Annotated in this window: 16 protein-coding genes, 3 tRNA genes and 1 pseudogene; 12 read left to right on the top strand and 8 right to left on the bottom strand. The window is 39.4% G+C overall.

The features are described from left to right. Positions 1-13 precede the first annotated feature (13 nt). A complete protein-coding gene (xseA, locus tag QZ289_RS02935; RefSeq protein WP_295699039.1) occupies positions 14-1,279 on the bottom strand; it encodes an exodeoxyribonuclease VII large subunit in 1,266 nt (421 codons plus the stop codon). 538 nt (positions 1,280-1,817) lie between these two features. Between xseA and htpG the strand changes: the two genes are divergently transcribed. From htpG to QZ289_RS02905, 6 genes are all read left to right on the top strand, one after another. Next, positions 1,818-3,674, top strand: a complete 1,857-nt coding sequence (gene htpG / locus QZ289_RS02930; RefSeq protein ID WP_295699037.1) for a molecular chaperone HtpG — start codon at positions 1,818-1,820, stop codon at positions 3,672-3,674. 141 nt (positions 3,675-3,815) lie between these two features. Continuing rightward, positions 3,816-4,721 carry a biotin synthase gene (locus QZ289_RS02925; protein WP_295699219.1) on the top strand — a complete coding sequence of 302 codons (906 nt, stop codon included), beginning with the start codon at positions 3,816-3,818 and terminating at the stop codon, positions 4,719-4,721. A 20-nt stretch (positions 4,722-4,741) separates the two neighbouring features. Then, on the top strand, positions 4,742-5,629 hold the full coding sequence (locus tag QZ289_RS02920) for a YihY family inner membrane protein (RefSeq protein WP_295699034.1): 888 nt from the start codon (positions 4,742-4,744) through the stop codon (positions 5,627-5,629). A 169-nt stretch (positions 5,630-5,798) separates the two neighbouring features. Further along, a complete protein-coding gene (pgk, locus tag QZ289_RS02915) occupies positions 5,799-7,004 on the top strand; it encodes a phosphoglycerate kinase (protein WP_295699032.1) in 1,206 nt (401 codons plus the stop codon). Between the two features lie 16 nt (positions 7,005-7,020). Then, positions 7,021-7,521 carry an MFS transporter gene (locus QZ289_RS02910; protein WP_295699029.1) on the top strand — a complete coding sequence of 167 codons (501 nt, stop codon included), beginning with the start codon at positions 7,021-7,023 and terminating at the stop codon, positions 7,519-7,521. Continuing rightward, positions 7,522-8,343, top strand: coding sequence for a ferritin-like domain-containing protein (locus tag QZ289_RS02905; RefSeq protein WP_295699026.1), 822 nt, complete (start codon positions 7,522-7,524; stop codon positions 8,341-8,343). It abuts the gene before it with no gap. Positions 8,344-8,538: 195 nt separating this feature from the next. On the opposite strand, the pseudogene glf reads toward QZ289_RS02905, so the two are convergent. The 7 genes and pseudogenes from glf to QZ289_RS02870 form a co-directional block, all read right to left on the bottom strand. Next, a pseudogene (glf, locus tag QZ289_RS02900) lies at positions 8,539-9,640 on the bottom strand (UDP-galactopyranose mutase). Beyond that, the gene (locus tag QZ289_RS02895; protein ID WP_295699024.1) at positions 9,637-10,743 is read right to left on the bottom strand and encodes a glycosyltransferase family 2 protein; all 1,107 of its coding nucleotides are present in this window, start codon (positions 10,741-10,743) and stop codon (positions 9,637-9,639) included. Before QZ289_RS02895 ends, glf begins: the two are co-directional and overlap by 4 nt. After that, positions 10,721-12,145 (bottom strand): O-antigen ligase family protein, encoded by a 1,425-nt coding sequence (locus QZ289_RS02890; protein WP_295699022.1) that lies wholly within the window; start codon positions 12,143-12,145, stop codon positions 10,721-10,723. The genes QZ289_RS02895 and QZ289_RS02890 overlap by 23 nt, the downstream gene beginning before the upstream one ends. Positions 12,146-12,159: 14 nt before the next feature. After that, positions 12,160-13,074 (bottom strand): DUF4422 domain-containing protein, encoded by a 915-nt coding sequence (locus QZ289_RS02885; RefSeq protein WP_295699020.1) that lies wholly within the window; start codon positions 13,072-13,074, stop codon positions 12,160-12,162. 21 nt (positions 13,075-13,095) lie between these two features. Then, complete coding sequence (locus QZ289_RS02880) at positions 13,096-14,148, bottom strand: DUF4422 domain-containing protein (protein WP_295699017.1); 1,053 nt, start codon at positions 14,146-14,148, stop codon at positions 13,096-13,098. Positions 14,149-14,204: 56 nt separating this feature from the next. Then, on the bottom strand, positions 14,205-15,275 hold the full coding sequence (locus tag QZ289_RS02875) for a bifunctional 3,4-dihydroxy-2-butanone 4-phosphate synthase/GTP cyclohydrolase II (RefSeq protein ID WP_295699015.1): 1,071 nt from the start codon (positions 15,273-15,275) through the stop codon (positions 14,205-14,207). Positions 15,276-15,648: 373 nt separating this feature from the next. After that, positions 15,649-16,086, bottom strand: a complete 438-nt coding sequence (locus QZ289_RS02870; protein ID WP_295699012.1) for a DNA starvation/stationary phase protection protein — start codon at positions 16,084-16,086, stop codon at positions 15,649-15,651. A gap of 344 nt (positions 16,087-16,430) precedes the next feature. Between QZ289_RS02870 and QZ289_RS02865 the strand changes: the two genes are divergently transcribed. From QZ289_RS02865 to QZ289_RS02840, 6 genes are all read left to right on the top strand, one after another. Next, positions 16,431-16,505: transfer RNA gene (locus tag QZ289_RS02865), tRNA-Gln, on the top strand. 65 nt (positions 16,506-16,570) lie between these two features. Then, positions 16,571-16,647 (top strand) — tRNA-Met (locus tag QZ289_RS02860). 26 nt (positions 16,648-16,673) lie between these two features. Further along, positions 16,674-16,750, top strand: a tRNA-Arg gene (locus tag QZ289_RS02855). A 56-nt stretch (positions 16,751-16,806) separates the two neighbouring features. Next, positions 16,807-17,712 (top strand): glycosyltransferase, encoded by a 906-nt coding sequence (locus QZ289_RS02850; RefSeq protein WP_295699009.1) that lies wholly within the window; start codon positions 16,807-16,809, stop codon positions 17,710-17,712. Beyond that, positions 17,687-18,610 (top strand): hypothetical protein, encoded by a 924-nt coding sequence (locus QZ289_RS02845; RefSeq protein ID WP_295699006.1) that lies wholly within the window; start codon positions 17,687-17,689, stop codon positions 18,608-18,610. Before QZ289_RS02850 ends, QZ289_RS02845 begins: the two co-directional genes overlap by 26 nt. Before the next feature lie 71 nt (positions 18,611-18,681). Continuing rightward, positions 18,682-19,062: methyltransferase domain-containing protein (locus QZ289_RS02840; RefSeq protein WP_295699004.1), on the top strand; the 381-nt coding region annotated here is incomplete at its 3' end.

Below are 19,062 nucleotides of genomic sequence, written 5' to 3'. Positions count from 1 at the left end.
GCCTATAACCTTATTAGTGTGTTTTGCGCTCTATACATTGAGCTAGAATCGAGTGTTTTATATCACTTAAATAAAATGTATCACCTTGCTTTAGCTGCTCTAGCACGATAGGCTTATTATCCTTACTCACCTGTGCAAATCCACGCGCACAAAGCAATGTAGGATTAAGCACACTTATAGCTTCATAAATCCTCTCATATTGACTTTGCGCCGCTCTTATATACCGCTCTTTAAGGGTATTTAGAGACAAAGCCATATTTTCACATTGCGCCTTTTTCTCTTGTAATAATACTTCAATCTGCCTTGTAAGCATTGTTTGCAATGTCTTAATCTGCTCAGTTTTAGACATATATTGAGATTGGAAGTTAAAAAGACGGAAATACTCTTTTAGCTGTTCTAAAATATCGCTTTTATGCGTGATATGCTTCTGCAGTATGGAGGCAAACGCATTCATCATCTCATCAAGCAAACGCAAATATTCATTTTTATCCGGCAGAAGTATCTCCATAGCAGCAGAGGGCGTAGGAGCGCGGATATCAGCGACAAAATCGCTAATAAAGGTATCGATTTCGTGCCCCACTGCGGAAACAATAGGCGTCCTTGCGGCAAAAATCGCCTCCGCTACGCATTCCTCATTAAACGCCCACATATCCTCCATACTACCACCACCACGACCTATAATTAACACATCAAAGCCCTCTTTTGTGCCAAAAAAGCTATCGGCAAGGGCGATATTACGCACGATAGAATCTTTTGCTTCCACGCCCTGCACAATGGTATTAAAAAGTGTGATATGTATGTTTTCCCATCGCTTTTGAGCGACCTTTAGCATATCTTCTTTTGCTGCACCTGTGGCAGATGTAAGCAAGGCTATGCGTTTAGGGAATCTAGGCAGAGGCTTTTTGTGCGCACTATCAAAATAACCCTTTGCACTAAGCTTTGTTTTAAGGGCTTCAAACGCACGTGAAAGCTCCCCAATCCCTGCAAGAGCAATGCTTTTGCATAGAATCTGATATTCCCCCTTAGGGCTATATACGCTAATTGCGCCATTTATCTCTACATTCTGCCCCACTTCAAGCGTCATTTTAAGGCTACGTGCATTTCCCTTAAACATCACGCAGCGAATGCTTGAATGCTCATCTTTAAGCGTGAGGTAGATATGCCCACTTGTGTGAATCTTCACACTGCTAATCTCCCCACACACAAGAATATCCATAAAGGTTTGCTCTAAAATGCTTTTAATCTGCGCGTTTAACTCACTCACCGCTAAAGCTTTCATACCGCTCCTGCCGCTCCTGTTTGAAAAATTTGCACGATTGTATCACAGCATAGCTTTAATGCACTCTTAAACTGCACAATACAACAGCATTGGCAATACTGCTAGAGACATATTATTAGAAGATATTTCCTTAAACATAAAAACTTTTGTAGCATTATTAATCCATAACTCTAAGCGTGCGTATTAACACCAACACCTACAAGCATTTGCTATTAAGCTATTTAATAACATTACTCGCCATTAAATGCAAGTCTATAATTAATGATAAGTTTCTGTAATTGCATATATTTTTTGTTTAATTTTGCAAAAGTAGAGATTACTCTATACATAGAGTTACAGAATATTGCAAAAAAACAATGATTTTTTTGAGTCTTGAAAAATTCATTAAGTTTAGGGCATATTCTTGAAATGTAGTAGATTTATACTAAATATTTTTATATATATTAACTCATTAAACTTGATATTATTACTATAAACTTTATATAAAATTTAATATTTTCTGCTATGATTGCTCAATTTTATTATTCAAGGAAACAAAATGGCAACAAAACATCAATTTCAAACCGAGATCACACAGCTTTTAGACTTAATGATACATTCTTTGTATTCCAATAAGGAGATTTTCCTAAGAGAGCTGATTAGTAATGCCTCTGACGCACTAGACAAGCTCTCCTACCTCACACTCACAGATGAGAAGCTCAAATCGCTTACATTCACGCCAAGTATTGACATACAATTTGATGAGACTAAGAAAACCATTACTATAGAGGATAATGGTATAGGTATGAATGAGGCGGATATGAAAGAACATCTTGGCATTATCGCAAAATCAGGCACAAAGAGCTTCCTCGCACAACTTAGCGGGGATAAAAAAAAAGATTCTGCGCTCATTGGGCAGTTTGGCGTGGGCTTTTACTCCGCATTTATGGTGGCTCATCGCGTTGTCGTGCAAAGTAAGAAAGCCGGAGAGGATAAGGCTTATGCGTGGGTAAGCGAGGGCAAGGGTGAATATGAAGTAGGCGAATGTGTCAAAGACACACAAGGCACACAAATCACACTCTATTTGCGAGAGGAGGAAGCACATTTTGCGTCACGTTGGGAGATCGAAAACATTATCCATAAATATTCCGAGCATATCGCTTTCCCTATTTATCTCCATTATACAGAATCTAGCTTTGAAGGCGAGGGTGATGACAAAAAAGAAGTCAAAGAGAACATAACCTCTCAAATCAACACAGCTAAGGCTTTATGGAAGATTCCCAAAGCGGAATTAAAAGATGCAGATTATAAGGAATTTTACAGCACACTTTCACACGATAATAACGAGCCTATGCGGTGGATTCACACAAAAGTCGAGGGGAATCTAGAATACACAACATTATTTTATATTCCTCAAAAAGCCCCTTTTGACCTCTACCGCGTGGATTATCAATCCGGTGTGAAGCTCTATGTCAAACGTGTGTTTATCACCGATGATGATAAGGAGCTTTTGCCTCCGTATTTACGCTTTGTACGAGGGGTGATTGATAGTGAGGATTTGCCTCTTAATGTAAGCCGCGAGATTTTGCAGCAAAATAAGATTCTAGCCAATATCAAATCCGCCTCGACAAAGAAGATTCTAGGTGAAATTGGCAATATCGCTAAAGATGAGGAAAGCTACAAGGCGTTTTATGAGCAGTTTGGCAAGATGCTAAAAGAGGGCTTGTATAGCGATTATGAAAATAAGGAAAAGATTTTAGAACTCTTGCGTTTTGATAGCTTTAAGGTGGAGAATCTCTCGTTTAAGGCTTACAAAGACGCTATGAGCAGTGAGCAAAAGAGCATTTACTACATACTAGGGGAAAACAAAGACACGCTTAAAAACACACCGCTACTTGAAAAATTCGCCAAAAAGGGCTTTGATGTGCTGCTTTTAAGCGATGAGATTGATGCAATTGTAATGCCAATGGTAGGTGAATATGACAAGACACCACTAAGAAGTATCAATTCTAAAGAAGCCTTAGAGGAGCTTGGTGAGGAGAGCATAGATGAGGCTACGCAAAAAGACTATGAGAAAGTTATCAAAGGTTTTAAAGAAGCCTTAGGAGAGCAAATTGCTGATGTGAAGCTCTCATCTCTTGGCGATGCGCCACTCACGCTTATTAAGGAAGATTCTAATCCTATGATGGCAAATCTTATGGCACAAATGGGGCAGAAAATGCCAGAATCTAAGCCGACCTTAGAGCTTAACATCACTCACCCCATTGTCAAAAAGCTTAAAAGTGCAAAAAAAGATAAAATCGCTCAAAGTGCCTTATTGCTCTTTGGCGCTACGCTTGTCCTTGAAGGTGGCACATTGGAAAATGCTAAAGCCTTTAATACACAACTCAATGAACTTATCCTTCAAAGCCTTTAAATCCTTTGCAGATATCTATGATACTAGATGTCTGCGATTTTAACTTCTCCTTAAACAACATTAATTGAAAAAATATTGAACGCACGCAAGAAGCTATTTTTAAAGAAGCTTGTCATAAACTTTAAATACTTTTTTGCTACAATGCTAAGTTTTTTGAGATTTTGTAATTTGAAACATCTTATTATTAGGGAAAGGCAAAATATGGCAAGTAATGAAATATTTTTATGCAGTATTTGTAATGTAACATCAGGAGATTGCCCGGAGGACTGCAAATACTGCACACAAAGTGCGCATTATGGCACACAGATTCAACGATATAAAAACAAAAACATAAATAAAATTCTGCAAGAAGCTAAGTCTTTGCGTGAGTATGGGGCATTGGGATTTTGCCTTGTAACGGCAGGACGCTCACTCGATTCTGATAAATGTGAATATATCGCTAAAGCTGCAAGTGCGATTAAAGAGGCGGATTTAGGTTTGCATATTATCGCTTGTTGTGGGAGTGCGGATTTAGATTCGCTTAAATTCCTTAAAAAGCACGGCGTGGATAGCTATAATCACAACTTAGAAACATCAAAAGATTATTTTCCGCAGATTTGCAGCACACATACGTGGCTTGAGCGGTTTGAGACTTGCGAAAACACGCTTAAAGCTGAACTAGGGCTTTGCTCGGGCGGAATCTTTGGCATAGGGGAAAGCTGGAGCGATAGAATCGAGCTTCTAAAGCATTTGCAGATTCTCTCCCCTCATAGCTCTCCTATTAATTTTTATATCGCCAATGAAGCACTGCCTTTACCAATGAAAACATTAAGCAAAGATGAAGCGCTTGAATGCGTGATTTTAGCGCGTGAATATCTCCCTAACACGCGGTTAATGATTGCCGGGGGACGAGAGATGGTTTTTGGAGATAACCAAAAGCCGCTTTTTGAGGCAGGGATTAACGCTGTCGTGCTAGGAGACTACCTCACCACCGATGGTAAAGCCCCTAGAGATGATGTAGCAATGATAGAATCTTATGGCTATGTCGCAGCTACAAGCTGCCATTAAGGCGATATGTAAGGAGCAATATGCAGCACACAACAAAAGAGCGATTTGTTCATTGGCTTTGGAGCAGGAGTCGGCAGCTTTTTTTTGCACTATGGAGCAAGATTAAGAGCATTTGGGATTTTGTCGCTGATAAGGAGCTTAGCTTTTATGCAGCTTCGCTTAGCTTTTATACAATTTTTGCTATTGTGCCGCTTTTACTTATTATCTTTACGATTTTTATCAATCTACCCAATTTTCAATCCCAAATCGAGCAAATCCGCACCCTTATCCTCTCAAATATCCTGCCCACGCACACAGATGTGATTGCAGAATACCTTGATACCTTTATGCAAAATAGCTCTTCGCTTGGTATGATGGGGCTTGGCTACACACTTGTGGCTTCTGTGATGTTTTTTCGCAATTATGAGTATATCGCGGCAAAGATGTTTAACTCCACGCCGCGCAAATTTTTTGATTCTCTTATGATGTATTGGACGATGATTACGCTTTTCCCGGTGGTATTAGCCTTTTCAATCTATTTTAGTGGCGAAGTGCAAAAAACGCTCAAAGGCACGGCAGATTTAAGCATATTATTTGATTTGATTCCCTATTTGCTGACTTGGGCTATGTTTTTCCTCCTTTTTAAACTTTCAGCCAATAAACCCTTGAAACTCCTTTCTCTACTTACTTCAAGTGTGCTCACTTCTGCAGCGTGGCTACTCACTAAATGGGCGTTTGTGTATTATGTGTTCTATAATCAAACTTACAAAAGCGTCTATGGTTCGATTTCTATCTTTCTTTTTCTTATGCTGTGGATTTATGTTTCGTGGTTTGTTATGCTCTATGGAATGCGATTTTGCGAGGGTTTTGCTACTAATTTTGGCAAGAAGCTTGAGGAGAAATATGGTATTAGCACAACTGAAGTGTAAGCTATTATCCAACCCCTCCTTATACTATTAAAACAATAATTTAGGCAGGCTTTTGCACGATAATGGGCGGTAAAATCGATAATATTTAGGACATATAGTATGTTTGAATTAAAAGCCATAATCACATAAATATGCTAAAATAACAACAAATTTTTAAGGAGTAGGTTTAATGAAAGAAGCCAGTATTGAGGTGATGAAAAATACAAAAAGTGTGCGCGATATTGATGTAAAAGACAAAAGAGTGCTAATACGCGTGGATTTTAATGTGCCAATGGGTGAAGACTTTGATATTAGTGATGATACACGTATAAGGGAGGCTTTGCCAACGATTAATTATTGCACAGATAATCACGCTCAAAGTATTGTGCTTGTGAGTCATTTAGGACGTCCCAAAGGGCGAAGTGCGGAATTTTCACTCAAACACGTAATCAAACGTGTGGAGCGGCTTTTAGGGCGAGATGTCGATTTTGCAGAAAATATTGAGAATGTAGAATCCTTACAACAAGGTGCGAATGGCAATGTGATTTTACTTGAAAATATTAGATTCTATGAGGGAGAGGAAAAAAATAGCGATGAGCTTTCACGCAAACTCGCCTCCCTCTGTGATGTATATGTCAATGATGCCTTTGGCACAAGCCACCGCGCCCATTCTAGCACTTGTGGCATTGCAAAATATGCAAAAGAGCGCGTAGCAGGGCTATTACTCAAAAAAGAAATTGACTCCTTTGCAAAAGCTATGGCAAATCCGCTCAAGCCTGTTTTACTCATTGTAGGCGGTAGCAAGGTCAGCTCCAAGCTTGCCCTTTTATACAATATCCTTGATGTCGTGGATAAAATCATCATCGGCGGAGCGATGAGCAATACATTCCTTAAGGCGCTAGGATTTGATATGCAAAAATCCCTTGTAGAGGATAATCTCATCAGTGAGGCACAGAAGATTCTCAACCATGCTAAAGAAAAGAAAGTCAAAATTTATCTGCCCGTAGATGTCGTCAGCACTGATGATATTAAAGAGCACCGCCATATTAAAATCACTCCCGCGCAAGATGTGCCAGAAGGCTTTATGGCAGTAGATATGGGACCAGCGACAAGTAAGCTTTTTAGTGAAGTAGTGCGCGATTCCCAAACGATTATTTGGAATGGACCGCTTGGAATCTACGAAATACAAGCATTTTCACGCGGTACGTTTAATCTCGCTCACGCCGTAAGCGATACCTATGCCTTTAGCCTTATTGGCGGGGGCGATACTGCAGATGCGATTGACAAAGCTGGTGAGCGTGATAATATGAGCTTTATTTCTACCGGTGGTGGAGCGAGCCTAGAGCTGCTAGAGGGTAAGATCCTCCCTGCATGCGAAGTGCTAGAGCGCAAATAAATATATAAACACTGATATGGGCGCACAACAAGCCGTGCTCGATACACTTCCTTTCCACACTAGAGACATATTCCCGCATATTACTCAAGCACAAAATGGGCGGTTCTATTTAGGATACCGCGCAAGTATTGTCGTCTCACTCCTTGCTCATTCTATCGCAAAAATATACGAGGGCAAGGAAAAGACCATATTCTTAAGCCTCATTTTCTTCGTGCTAGGGCTATGTGTATTCCTCATAGATTCTGTAATGTGGATATATGTGGGTATGCTTATAATGTGCTTTAGCTCTTTTATTGCGTATTCTATGCTTAATGCGCTCAATAGCTCCCTAAGCACACATCATAAAGGCGTATTAAGCGGCTTATATTTGAGCTTTTACTACACAGATAGCACACTTGGCTCTTATCTCTCATCATTTGTCTTTGAAATGCTTGGTTGGGAGATTTTCATATTCTGCATTGCGCTGCTTTTGAGCGCAACTTCTGCGGTGTTTTATCGCATAAAAGAAAGGGTGTGAATGTTTTTTGATATGCTTTATAGTGCTATGAGTGCTAAAACTCCTGCACAAAAATGCACAGAGATCGAGGCATTGGCAAGGATAAGTAAGATAGCTCTAGCCTCCGCACAAAGCTATGAATCCATAAAGAGCAGACATTCTCCCATCTATCCACTCAAGCAGCCCTCCTATGTAGGATTCTGCATGATTACCCACCCTACTAGAATCCGCCGCCCAAAGCATATAAAGAGTGAGCAAAGCCTCGCTAAAATGCTGCATTCTATCGTGCATATCGAGTATAGTGCGATAGATTTAGCCCTTGATGCGATGTATCGCTTTAGGGATTTGCCCTTATCCTATTATCACGATTGGCTAGAAGTCGCATTAGAGGAAATGCGGCATTTTAGATTATTGCACGAATGCCTCAATGCACTTGGCTATGAATATGGCGATTTCCCCGTGCATACTCAACTCTTTGATGCACAAAAGGCAACAAGCGATATGAGCGATAGAATGGCGCTACTTCACAGAGGCTTAGAGGCAAATGGGCTTGATGCAAATCCCTTTGTAGTGAGCAAGATTAAGCATTTTGAGCATACATTGCGTGATAGGCTTCTTGCTGTGCTAGAGGTAATTTTGCACGATGAAATTGCTCACGTAAAAAAGGGTAATAAATGGTGGAGATATAGCCACACTAATGCCTCTACACAGGAGTTTTTAGCCACATTAGAACGTTTTAGGGCATTTTACAGCCCTCCACGTATCCTTAATATCCAAGCAAGAATCCAAGCAGGTTTTAGCACAGAAGAACTGCGTATGATGGGTAGGCATTACTCGGTATAGAATCGATATTAAGGCATTGGGAGACATATTTTTATATGCAATATTTTTCTACAAAATGCAAAGGTTGGATACCTCATAAATCTAGCTTTAACACTAGAAACCACGCAATACACAAGCTTCTATCTTTTTGGCACAAAAAGACTAAAAACGTCAAGACGAGATTTGATATTGGTATCAAAAAATCTGTTTCCTTTATCAGCTTAAAGATTCAAAAAGCTCTAAGGCTCTAGCTACCACCTTATCCATATCATAATACTTATATTCCCCAAGTCTGCCGATGAAATAGACATTTTTCAATGCCTTTGCCCTCTGCATATAGGCTTCATATATAGCAGCACTCGCGGCATTTGGCACGGGATAGTATCGCTCATCTCCCCTACTCCACGACTTAGGATACTCAAAGCTCACAATGCTATGAGGTGTTTTGCTATCTAAGAAATACTTATATTCCCCTATGCGCGTATAATCATAGTTGTTAGGGTAATTTATCACGCTATTACTTTGGAAATATTCCCTCTCAAATCGCATAAATTCAAAATACAAACTACGATAGGGCAACTCCCCTAGCTCATAGTCGAAAAATTCATCAATCGCCCCGCTAAAGAAGATTCTCTCACATTCAAGCGAGTGCGCTACGTCCTTATAATCGCAATCAAGCTCTAAAGTTATAAGCTCACTTTTACACATATTTTCACACATTTGCGTATAGCCCTGTATAGGAATACCCTGAAAAGTATCGCTAAAATAGCGATTGTCCTTGCTTAGCACCACAGGCACACGCTCAAACACACTGCTATCTAGCTCCTCTGGGCTGCATTGCCACTGCTTCAGTGTATAATGCAAAAAGATTTTTTCATAGATAAACTGGCTCAAAAAGGCAAATTCAGGGAGCTTCTGCAGCTCTAGGATAGACACTTTGCTCCCAAGGCTAAAATGCTTTAAAAGCGCGGATTCTATGTCTTTTGCAATGCTATGAGGCAGGAGCATAGAGAGGGTATTAAGATTAAAAGGCACAGGCACTAGCTGTCCATCGACAAAGGCTTTTACCTCGTGCATATAGGGATAGAATCGGCTAAATTGATTGAGATAATCCCACACTTTTTTATCATTGGTATGAAAAATATGTGTGCCATACTTATGCACTAAAATCCCGCCATCATCGTAATCATACACATTGCCCCCCGATGTGATTGCGCCTATCTATGACGAGCACTCTTTGTTTTTTCACATTTGCTAATCGCTCTGCTAAAGTCAGCCCAGCTAGTCCCGCCCCTACGATGAGATTTTTTACTTTCATTTTCTATGCCTTATATTATTTTCATAGCTATTATACAAAGTAATGCCAAAAAGTCTTATCACACACCCCTTTTCCCCAACTCTCATACGAAACAAACCTTTCATATCACACACCCTAAAGGTATTCAGGCGATGTAGCCACAGAGGGATACGCAAAATATAGCACATTTGTTTATAATGCTTTTGATTGTAAAACTTTGCCTGTGGGTAGCCCCTTAAACCTAAATCGCAAAATGCTCTTTTTAGCACTTTAAATAACCTATAATGCGCCCTATCATCACTTAGAGTATGCAAATGCCATAGACAAAAACTAAGTGTCCAATTCATAATGCTCCTTTCCACTTGCGAGAATATGTCTAAACTTTTAAGTGTCTTGTGCCATTTTTTCACAGATTCTAAAAACAAGGCGGGATTGCCATCGCGGCTACTTTCTAGCGAAGTGCTATGCTTACGATGAGTGAAAAGCACCTTATCACATATACTGATAGAATCTGTCATAATCAAACCCATAAAGGTAAAATACAAATCATTAGCAACTTGAATGTTTTGAAAGCGCAAAGCATAAGATTCTATAAAATCCCTTTTATAGAGCTTATCCCACGCCCACCCTACGCAAAATCCAAAGACATTATCCCCCAAATCTTTGTAGTTAAAACTTAGCTTATTTGGCACTAAATCTAATCGCAAAGCCCAATCCATAAGCGATATACGCCCATCTCTTAGCTCCTCACTTTGCGCTATCACTATTTGCGCATTTGCCTCTAATGCCCTTTGCAAAAGAGTTTCAATAGCAAAAGGACGCATATAATCATCACTATCAAAGATAAGCACCCACTCGCCCCTCGCATTATCTAACCCTATATTTCTAGCCACCCCACCGCCTTTGTTTTCCTGTGTGAAATAGCGGATTCTAGAATCTTTTTTAGCATATTCTTGTGCTATATCTGGGCTTTTATCGGTGCTGCCATCATTCACGAGGATAATCTCTAAATGTTTGTATGTTTGATTCAAAACAGAATCTAAACACTCCTGTAAATACTGCTCTACATTGTAAATAGGAATTATCACAGAGACTAAAGGACTATTTTTGACGCAATGCCCCATATCTTACCCCTAAGAAGATTCCATACATCACAAAGAGCATAAGCTGCCCATCACGAACAGGTATGCAATCAAACATATTTGCCACTATTAAACCAATAACCGCTATACCTATGCTACCTATTATTATCTCTCCTATATCTGTATTTTTAGCCTTTAATGCAATTTTTACCCTCCACATACTCACAGGAAAGAATAAGCTAAAGGCACAAAAACCTATAAAACCTATGAGTCCTAGTTCAAAAAATACTGATAAGGGGTAGTTATGATTATGCGCATTTGACATAATAAATGTATCCTTATATGGGGTAAGTGAAAAAGGGTGATTGATAGAATCAAGTGGAAAAATATGCTGGATATTAAAAGGGAACTGCTGAAAGTGATAGCCATTAGGGCGCAAAGGATTATCAGCTATGGCGAGAAGCGTGGCTTTAAGTTTGGAGATTCTATCTACGCTTGAATATTCCCAAACAATAGATGAGGGCTGATTGAGAGAGTGCTTAGAGCACTTAGCCCAAGATTCACAACCTCCACCTAGATATTGCCCCATAGCTGCCGGAGGGGTATGCCACACTTCACTAAAAGTATTAAGTGCATTATGCAAATTGTAGCGTGAATCCCACTTTTGGCTACCATAATACAACGCTACACTTGCGCCAATCAAGCCCAAACAAAGCAAGGCAAGAGAGAGTTTTTTATAGGTATATGCAAAGCATACAAGAGGTGCGCTTATTATAGTAAGACAAGCTAAGATACCAAATCTCCCGCCATTAAGCACAAATGCCGCTATCCCTAAAAGCACAAACACGCCAAATATAAGCTTTAACAAACCCTTAGTTTTCAAAAATCCTACATAAGCAATACTCAAAGCAAAAAGCAAATAAAATACATATACCGTAGCAGGTACGTGATAACTCGGTAACATAGCGCGGTAGCCAAACATTCCATTCCAATTAGCATAAAAATCATATATCGTAGCTAAAGGGTGATAAAAAAGTGCCACGCATAAGGCTACAAAAAGTCCTAAAAGCTGTCTTTGACTAAGCCTTTGCACGAGCAAAAAGCTACAAATCATAAAAAGCGTAGGCTCTAAGAGATACTGCCTAATGGCAGTTTTTGTCCAATCAATATGTGCCGCATAAAGCAGTGAAATATACGCCATCACCACAATAACAGCCATACACACAAGCACAAACCATATCTGCCTTATATGCTTCACATCTTTATAAAAACACAAAAGAAAGAGGCCAAATGCAGTATAAAGGCAGTTTATGGGAATCTTTATACTAAGATAGCTATATGAAAGTGGCAAAATCGCTAGAGATATGGCACATAAGGCTATGCAAAGCCACAAAATATATTGCCTCACATCATATTTTTGGGTAAATCTCACTATCTTTTGCATATCTCACACCTGCCTTAGCAATACCGCTTTAACACTCGTAGTTTGCAAACATAAAATCGCCTTACATCACCCTCCTGCACCCAACCTAGCCACGGACGCTCATCTTTAAGCTGCCACGCTTGAAGCTTTTCAATCCTCGTAAGAGAAGTTAAGTCTTTATACACAAGGAATACATTTAAAAGCCGCTCTGCCAAAAAGCCAAATATACGTGCTTGATAAGGGGTATAAAAGCGCAAATCAATACGTTTTTGTGCCTCAAAAAGCACTCCAAACAAAAACTCGCAATATTCAAAATATAAATCCTTTTTCATCACAAAGAGATTCCACCAGCTAAGGCATTGCCCCCGAGTGAAAAATACCTTTTGGATTGCTTCCTCATAATGAGGGTATTTCTCCCTTATAATCTCTAGCACTATATCTAAATCTTTTTGATGATGGTCTCGCGCATAGATTTCATATTGATTAAAGAAGCGCGAACTCTCCCAACCATAGGAAACAATAATACGTTTTGAAGCAATAATATCCGCTGTTTTTAACATAGACTCTATGCTTTGTGCGGATAGCCCAAAGGTATGCTGAAGCTGTGATGGAGAAAGTCTAATTTTATTTACATCGTAGGGATTATTAAGAGGTGTTTTCCCTCTAAAATCAAAAACCCTCCTATAATGAAACAACCCATAATAATCCGCCTCTAGATTCTTCCACGCCCAATACATTGCAGTGAGTTCGCAAAAGTAGGGATTAAGGCTGCTGATATGCTCTCCGCTATCATCATAGTATAGCTTTACATTTACCCTGTGGCAGAGATTTTCTAGCTCATCTTTCACCTGCTCCTTTGCATTCTCCGCCCCTAGCAAAATAGGCTGCAAAACCTCATTGGCGATAATAGGGCTAACTTTGTGATAGCAGACTAAAATTTTTATATTCATTCCTTACTCCTTGCATTTTCACTAATATTGTGGGGGGGGGGGTGAGAGAGGCTTTTTATACATGCGAATAAAAAAGCAATAATGCCGCTTATACTCTCTCCCTCTCACCACACCAAAAAACTTTTTATTAGAGGTATGCAGAAGCCTTGTTTTGCACTCTATAATCTTTAAGAGTTGGGTTTGCATCTTATACATCAGCCATACATTAGATAACCGCTCTGCCAAAAAGCCAAAAACGCGCTTTTGAAAATCATCATATTGCTTATATGGGATTTCCTCCATAATCCCAAAGAGCACATCAAAAAGCCACTCGCAGTATTCAAAAAATAGCTCCTTGCGCCATATAGCGATATTCCAATAATACACGCCCTGCCCTTTTGTGAAAAGCGCCTCTTGCACTGCTTCTTGCATATAGGGAAAATGTGCCTTAATATACGCAAGTGCCTTGTCTAAATCCTGTATATGATGGTCTTGCTTGTAGGTATCATAAGAGGTTAAGTGTGCTGCGAGATTCTGCCTTTGAGGGATGATCATATCGGGCTTTTGTGTTTGCAAAAGCTTATCTATATGACAGGGATGCAAAGAGTATTTCACCTGTGGAAAAGCCTTAGGCGTGAGAAAAGATAGAGTTTTTGCTAGGAGGCTTGATGACGTAAAATCCAGCACTCGGCGATAGTGAAATAGCCCATAATAATCCGCCTCTAGATTCTTCCACGCCCAATACATCGCGGTAAGCTCGCAAAAGTAGGGATTAAGCGAGGAAATATGCTCTAAGGTGTGGGGAATCTCACGAGGATTCAAAGATATAGGCAGTGCGGCAGAATCAGTATGCGAAAGATATGTATCTTCTAATGAAACAGGATTACCTTTTAAGCTATGAGGTTGCCCTCCCCCAGCGCAGATAGAATCATCTCTCAACAAATCTGTATTATGTTTAATGCAATCACTTTTTAGGCATTCTTGAGTATCTTTTGGTGCAGATTCTGCTCCTAGCAATATGGGTGCTAGGAAATCATTAGCAATAATAGGGCTTACTTTGTGATAGCAGATAAGAATCTTAACCTTGGGGGACAAACAATAACCTTAAAAACTTAAAATAAAAGTGCAAGTATAGCTTTTAAAAGCTTAATTTATACCTCTATTTTTTCTATCAAATGCAGATTGAAGCCGCTTAGGGCGTTATACTCACTCGCTTGAGTATTGCACGAACTAAGAAGGATAAAGTCTTGCACCTCTAGCCTTTTAAGAATCTGCGCTCCTATGCCAAAATCCTTTATCTCACCACAGCTCTTATGTGCTTTGTCCTGCTGATTAAGGAATATCAAATACCCGCCCTGCTGCTTAAGGTGGCTAATACTGCTTAAAAGTGCGTTAAACTCCTCATCATCTTGTAAAAGCTCTAAATCACTCCGCACATTATGGAATCGAATAAGTGGCTTTATCTGTGCAGGGCTCTGTGAAGCAATCTTACTAAGCCCTGCAAAAGCAAAGGCGATATGTGTACGCCCCAAATGGTCGATAAAATGGATTTTTTCTGCACTCTCATTCATAAACATCACATTTTCACGCCCCGATTCATTGATAAGATTCTCAAAATTTAAGCGATAGTGAATAATGTCGCTTACATAAAGGATATTAAGACTATGCTCCTTTGCAAAATCAAGGAGGAATTTATCACCTCGCCCTGCCATTGTGCCGTCCTTTTTCATAATCTCACAAATCACAGAGATAGGTGCAACACCTGCAAGGCGGCAAATATCTACACTTGCTTCAGTGTGCCCTGTGCGAACCAAAGTGCCTCCCTCCTTGGCAATGAGCGGAAAAATATGTCCGGGGCGCACAAAGTCGCTAGGCTTGGCATTGCTATCACACATTAGGCGGATAGTCATATCACGTTCATAAGCTGAAATACCTGTCTTTGCCTCTTTAGCGTCAATGGAAATAGTGAAAGCTGTCTCGTAATTGCTATCATTTTTTTGCACCATTGGGGGTAAATCCAGCTTTTTGGCAATCTCATTTGTGATGGATACACAAATGAGCCCCCGTGCCTCTTGCGCCATAAAGTTGATTTTTTGCGGTGTGGAGAAAATCCCCGCCATTACTAAATCACCCTCATTCTCCCTGTCCTCATCATCCATTATGATAATCATCTCGCCCTTTTTTATCGCCTCTATGGCTCTCTTTACACGTTCCTCATACATAGCAAACCTTTATAGAATCTCAAAATCTCAATCATTGATAATTTATATTAAGCTAGCGCGGCATTATATAGCAATAAAATAAATTTTATTATGTATTTGAGTGCCTTAAGCGTGGATATTTATATAAAGTATCAAATAGCACAGAAGAATATGCACTAAAATAGATTTTGAAGAAATGAGTCTTGTAAATATTTGTGGGTTTTTCTTTGAGTTTTTTCAATAAATATTTATTTCATTTTCATTGAAGTTTTTGGATTCTATTATTTTTTGTTTAAAAACAAGTGTAGATTAACACTTCGTGCCGCATTCACACGAAGTGTAGTAGCAAATGGGCATTTATATAGAATGTGAATGCTCTAAAATCATTGTATTTTTAAGCAAGTTGCGCTTTAAGCATCCAAATAGCTTTTTGTAACTCACCTACCTTATCATCAGCATACGCAGCAGTTACATTATCTCCTACCTTGTCTGCTTCGCTTGAAAGATTTTCAAATGCTTTAAGGAAATATTCATAATCAGCAAGAATAGCTTTTAAAACATCTTTTGAAGTAAAACTTGTTTTACTCTCCTCTTTAATTTTTGCAGCTTTAAGCATATCTGCAAGTGTTACATAAGGCTTTTCACCAATTTGCAATACACGTTCTGCGACATCATCAAAGACATCAGCAAATTTTTCATAAATCTCTTCAGTAGCTTTATGTGTAGGGTAAAAATCCATACCCTTAACATTCCAATGAAAATTATGCACTTTGACATAAAACACTTCTGTATCAGCTTGAATCTGCTTTAAAATTTCAACAACTTTACTCATAATATATCCTTTCACAATAATATTTTCCTTAAAATAGCTTCATCGCTAAAACCATTCAAGGAATACCTACATTGTAAAACACACAAGTAACTTCAAAGCAAATATATCATAAAGATTCTGCCTTAAAAACTCATTTTTTCCTTACGGGATTTGCCAAAGGATAAGAGCTTCGCTCGTATGCTACGCTGTATGCAAATTGTGGATTGACACTTTGTGTAAATGCGAAAGCTTTAATCCTGATAGCAAAGGCATAGAGAGAGTTCCTGCCACAAGCGTAGCGCATTAAGAATCTTGACAAAGCTATACAAACTCATTATAATTGCGCCTTTAAATTTTTTTGTTATTGGGGTATCGCCAAGCGGTAAGGCACCTGGTTTTGGTCCAGGCATTCAGAGGTTCGAATCCTTTTACCCCAGCCACTTCTTTAAGCCTTTAGTTTTATAGCTATATCTAAACATTCTAGTTTGTAATTAAGTTTAAGTATCGCGGGATAGAGCAGTCCGGTAGCTCGTTGGGCTCATAACCCAAAGGTCGGGGGTTCAAATCCCTCTCCCGCAACCAATCCCAAACCTCTTTTTACTTTAAATGCGCTCATAGCTCAGCTGGATAGAGCAACGGCCTTCTAAGCCGTAGGTCAGAGGTTCGAATCCTCTTGGGCGTGCCACTTTGATTAACCTAAGATGCAAAATAGCAAAAAGAGCGTTTAGATTAAGGAATACGATGAGAATAGTGCATCTTGTTACTCAAGATAATGGTGGAGCTGGAAGAGCCTGTGTCCGGCTACATAAGGCACTGCTTGAACACAATGTAGATTCTATAATACTTACACAAAATAAAACTACAGATACTCCACAGATAAGACAAATCGCGCAAACCAAACTCCAAAAAGCCTTTGCCAAGATTCGCCCCTTTTTATCCCAGCTCCCGCTTAAACTCTATCCCAAACGACACAAAGATATATTTTCACCCCATCTTCCATTCTTCACACCGCGCAATCGTCCCCTTCTTGCCGCTATTAATGAGCTAAACCCTGATGTAGTGCATTTGCATTGTGTTGAAAGCGGATTCTTTAATATCAAAGATTTGCAATCCATCAAAGCGCCGCTTTTGTGGAGCCTGCACGACGCCAACCCCTATACAGGCGGGTGCCACTATGTGGCACCCGCCTGTATAGGGGTTGGCTCTGTTTGTAAATCTTGCCCACTCCTCCATTCTAAGTTTCCTTTTGACATCAGTTTTTGGACTTTTAAGCATAAGGCAAAAGTTTATAATACATTACAGAATCTAACCATAAACGGCTTATCTCAATGGATTACATCCTGTGCTAGAGATTCTACACTTTTTAAAAATAAGCCTATTATCAACCTCCCTAATCCTATCGACACACGCCTATACCGCCCTATCAATAAGGAATTTGCACGAAATACCCTGCGTATCAACACACCAAAAAAACTCATTAGTTTTGGTGCTAGGGGGGGGGCACACAAACTTGTAATCCTCCTCCTACTTTACATTCTTAGACATTTTGTTATTTCTTTTTCTGTTTTTTCTAAATCGCATTTAATCTATTCCCCTTCTTTACCATCTCTAAGGAGTGCGTATGTATTACTACTGCACACTCTTTAATGCAAACTACCTTACACGCGGGATTGCGATGATTAAATCCCTGAGCGCTCATACACAAGATATTCATATCTATGTGCTTTGCTTTGATGATGAGAGTTTAAAACATATCACCGCGCTTAAACTATCCTTTGTTACGCCTATTGCGCTATATGATTTTGAAAATGAAGAGCTCCTTGCTATTAAAAGCACAAGAAGTCTTGGGGAATACTGCTGGAGCTGCACCCCCGCGATTATTGAATATTGTATTAAAACTTTCAACCTCCCATTTTGCACATATATTGATGCAGATGTGTATTTCTTTGAAAATCCTAATGTGATTATTGATGAAATGAGAGAAAACTCTATCTTACTCACAAAGCATAACTACACGCCTATCTACAATCAAGAAGCCACAAGTGGAATCTATTGCGTGCAGTTTATGTGCTTTAAGGCGACACAAGATGGATTAGAAGCGCTCACTTGGTGGAAACAAAGATGTTTAGAATGGTGTTTTGCGCGTTTTGAAGATGGTAAGTTTGGTGACCAAAAATACCTTGATGATTGGACTGAACGATTTTGCGGCGTGTATGTGCCAAGCAATCCTAGATACGCACTTGCTCCGTGGAATATCCAGCAGTTTTTCCACCTCCGCCCTATTTTTTATCATTTTCACGCCCTTTCATTTATTGGTGAAAACAAAGTCGATTTAGGCAATTATAAGCTTCCTCAAGCCACACTAGAGCAAATCTACACACCTTATATAAAAGAGCTTATTGCGCTAAGAGAAACTTTTATGCCTCATAATTTTGATTTAAGGCATAAGCCTCCTAAAAATCTTAAAGCCCTTTATCATCGCTTAAGGCGATCTATGAGAGGAAGCTATAATGTCTATCCATTGACATTTTTTACATCACTCTAGCAAAATGGAAAATCAAATGTTAAGTGAATTGCTACTACAATCATCTTTTTACCACATTTCAAAGGATTCCTATGCAAGAAAATAATACCCCCATCAAAATGCTTAATTTCGCCTGTGGCAGTAGATTCCACACGGATTGGGTGAATATAGATTTTAGCCCACTTGATAATCGTGTCAAAAAGGTAAATCTCCTCTCCACCCTACCCTTTAGCGATAATAGCTTTGATGTAGCATACAGCAGCCATTTTTTAGAGCATTTGAATCCTCACAAAGCCCTTGATATACTCAAAGAAATCAAGCGCATTCTTAAACCAAATGGTATTTTGCGCATAGTCGTGCCTGATTTGGAAAATATGGCACAAGCCTATTTGGATACGTTGCATAAGATTAAAAATCTCTTGCCATCTCATAGCTTAGATTCTTGCAATGAGAGTATATTGTGGGGGGGGGGC

This window comes from uncultured Helicobacter sp. (genome assembly GCF_910577135.1).
GTDB lineage: Bacteria > Campylobacterota > Campylobacteria > Campylobacterales > Helicobacteraceae > Helicobacter_C > Helicobacter_C mastomyrinus.
The sequence above is the reverse complement of the archived record's forward strand: the minus strand, read 5'-3'. Positions and strand labels throughout refer to the sequence as shown.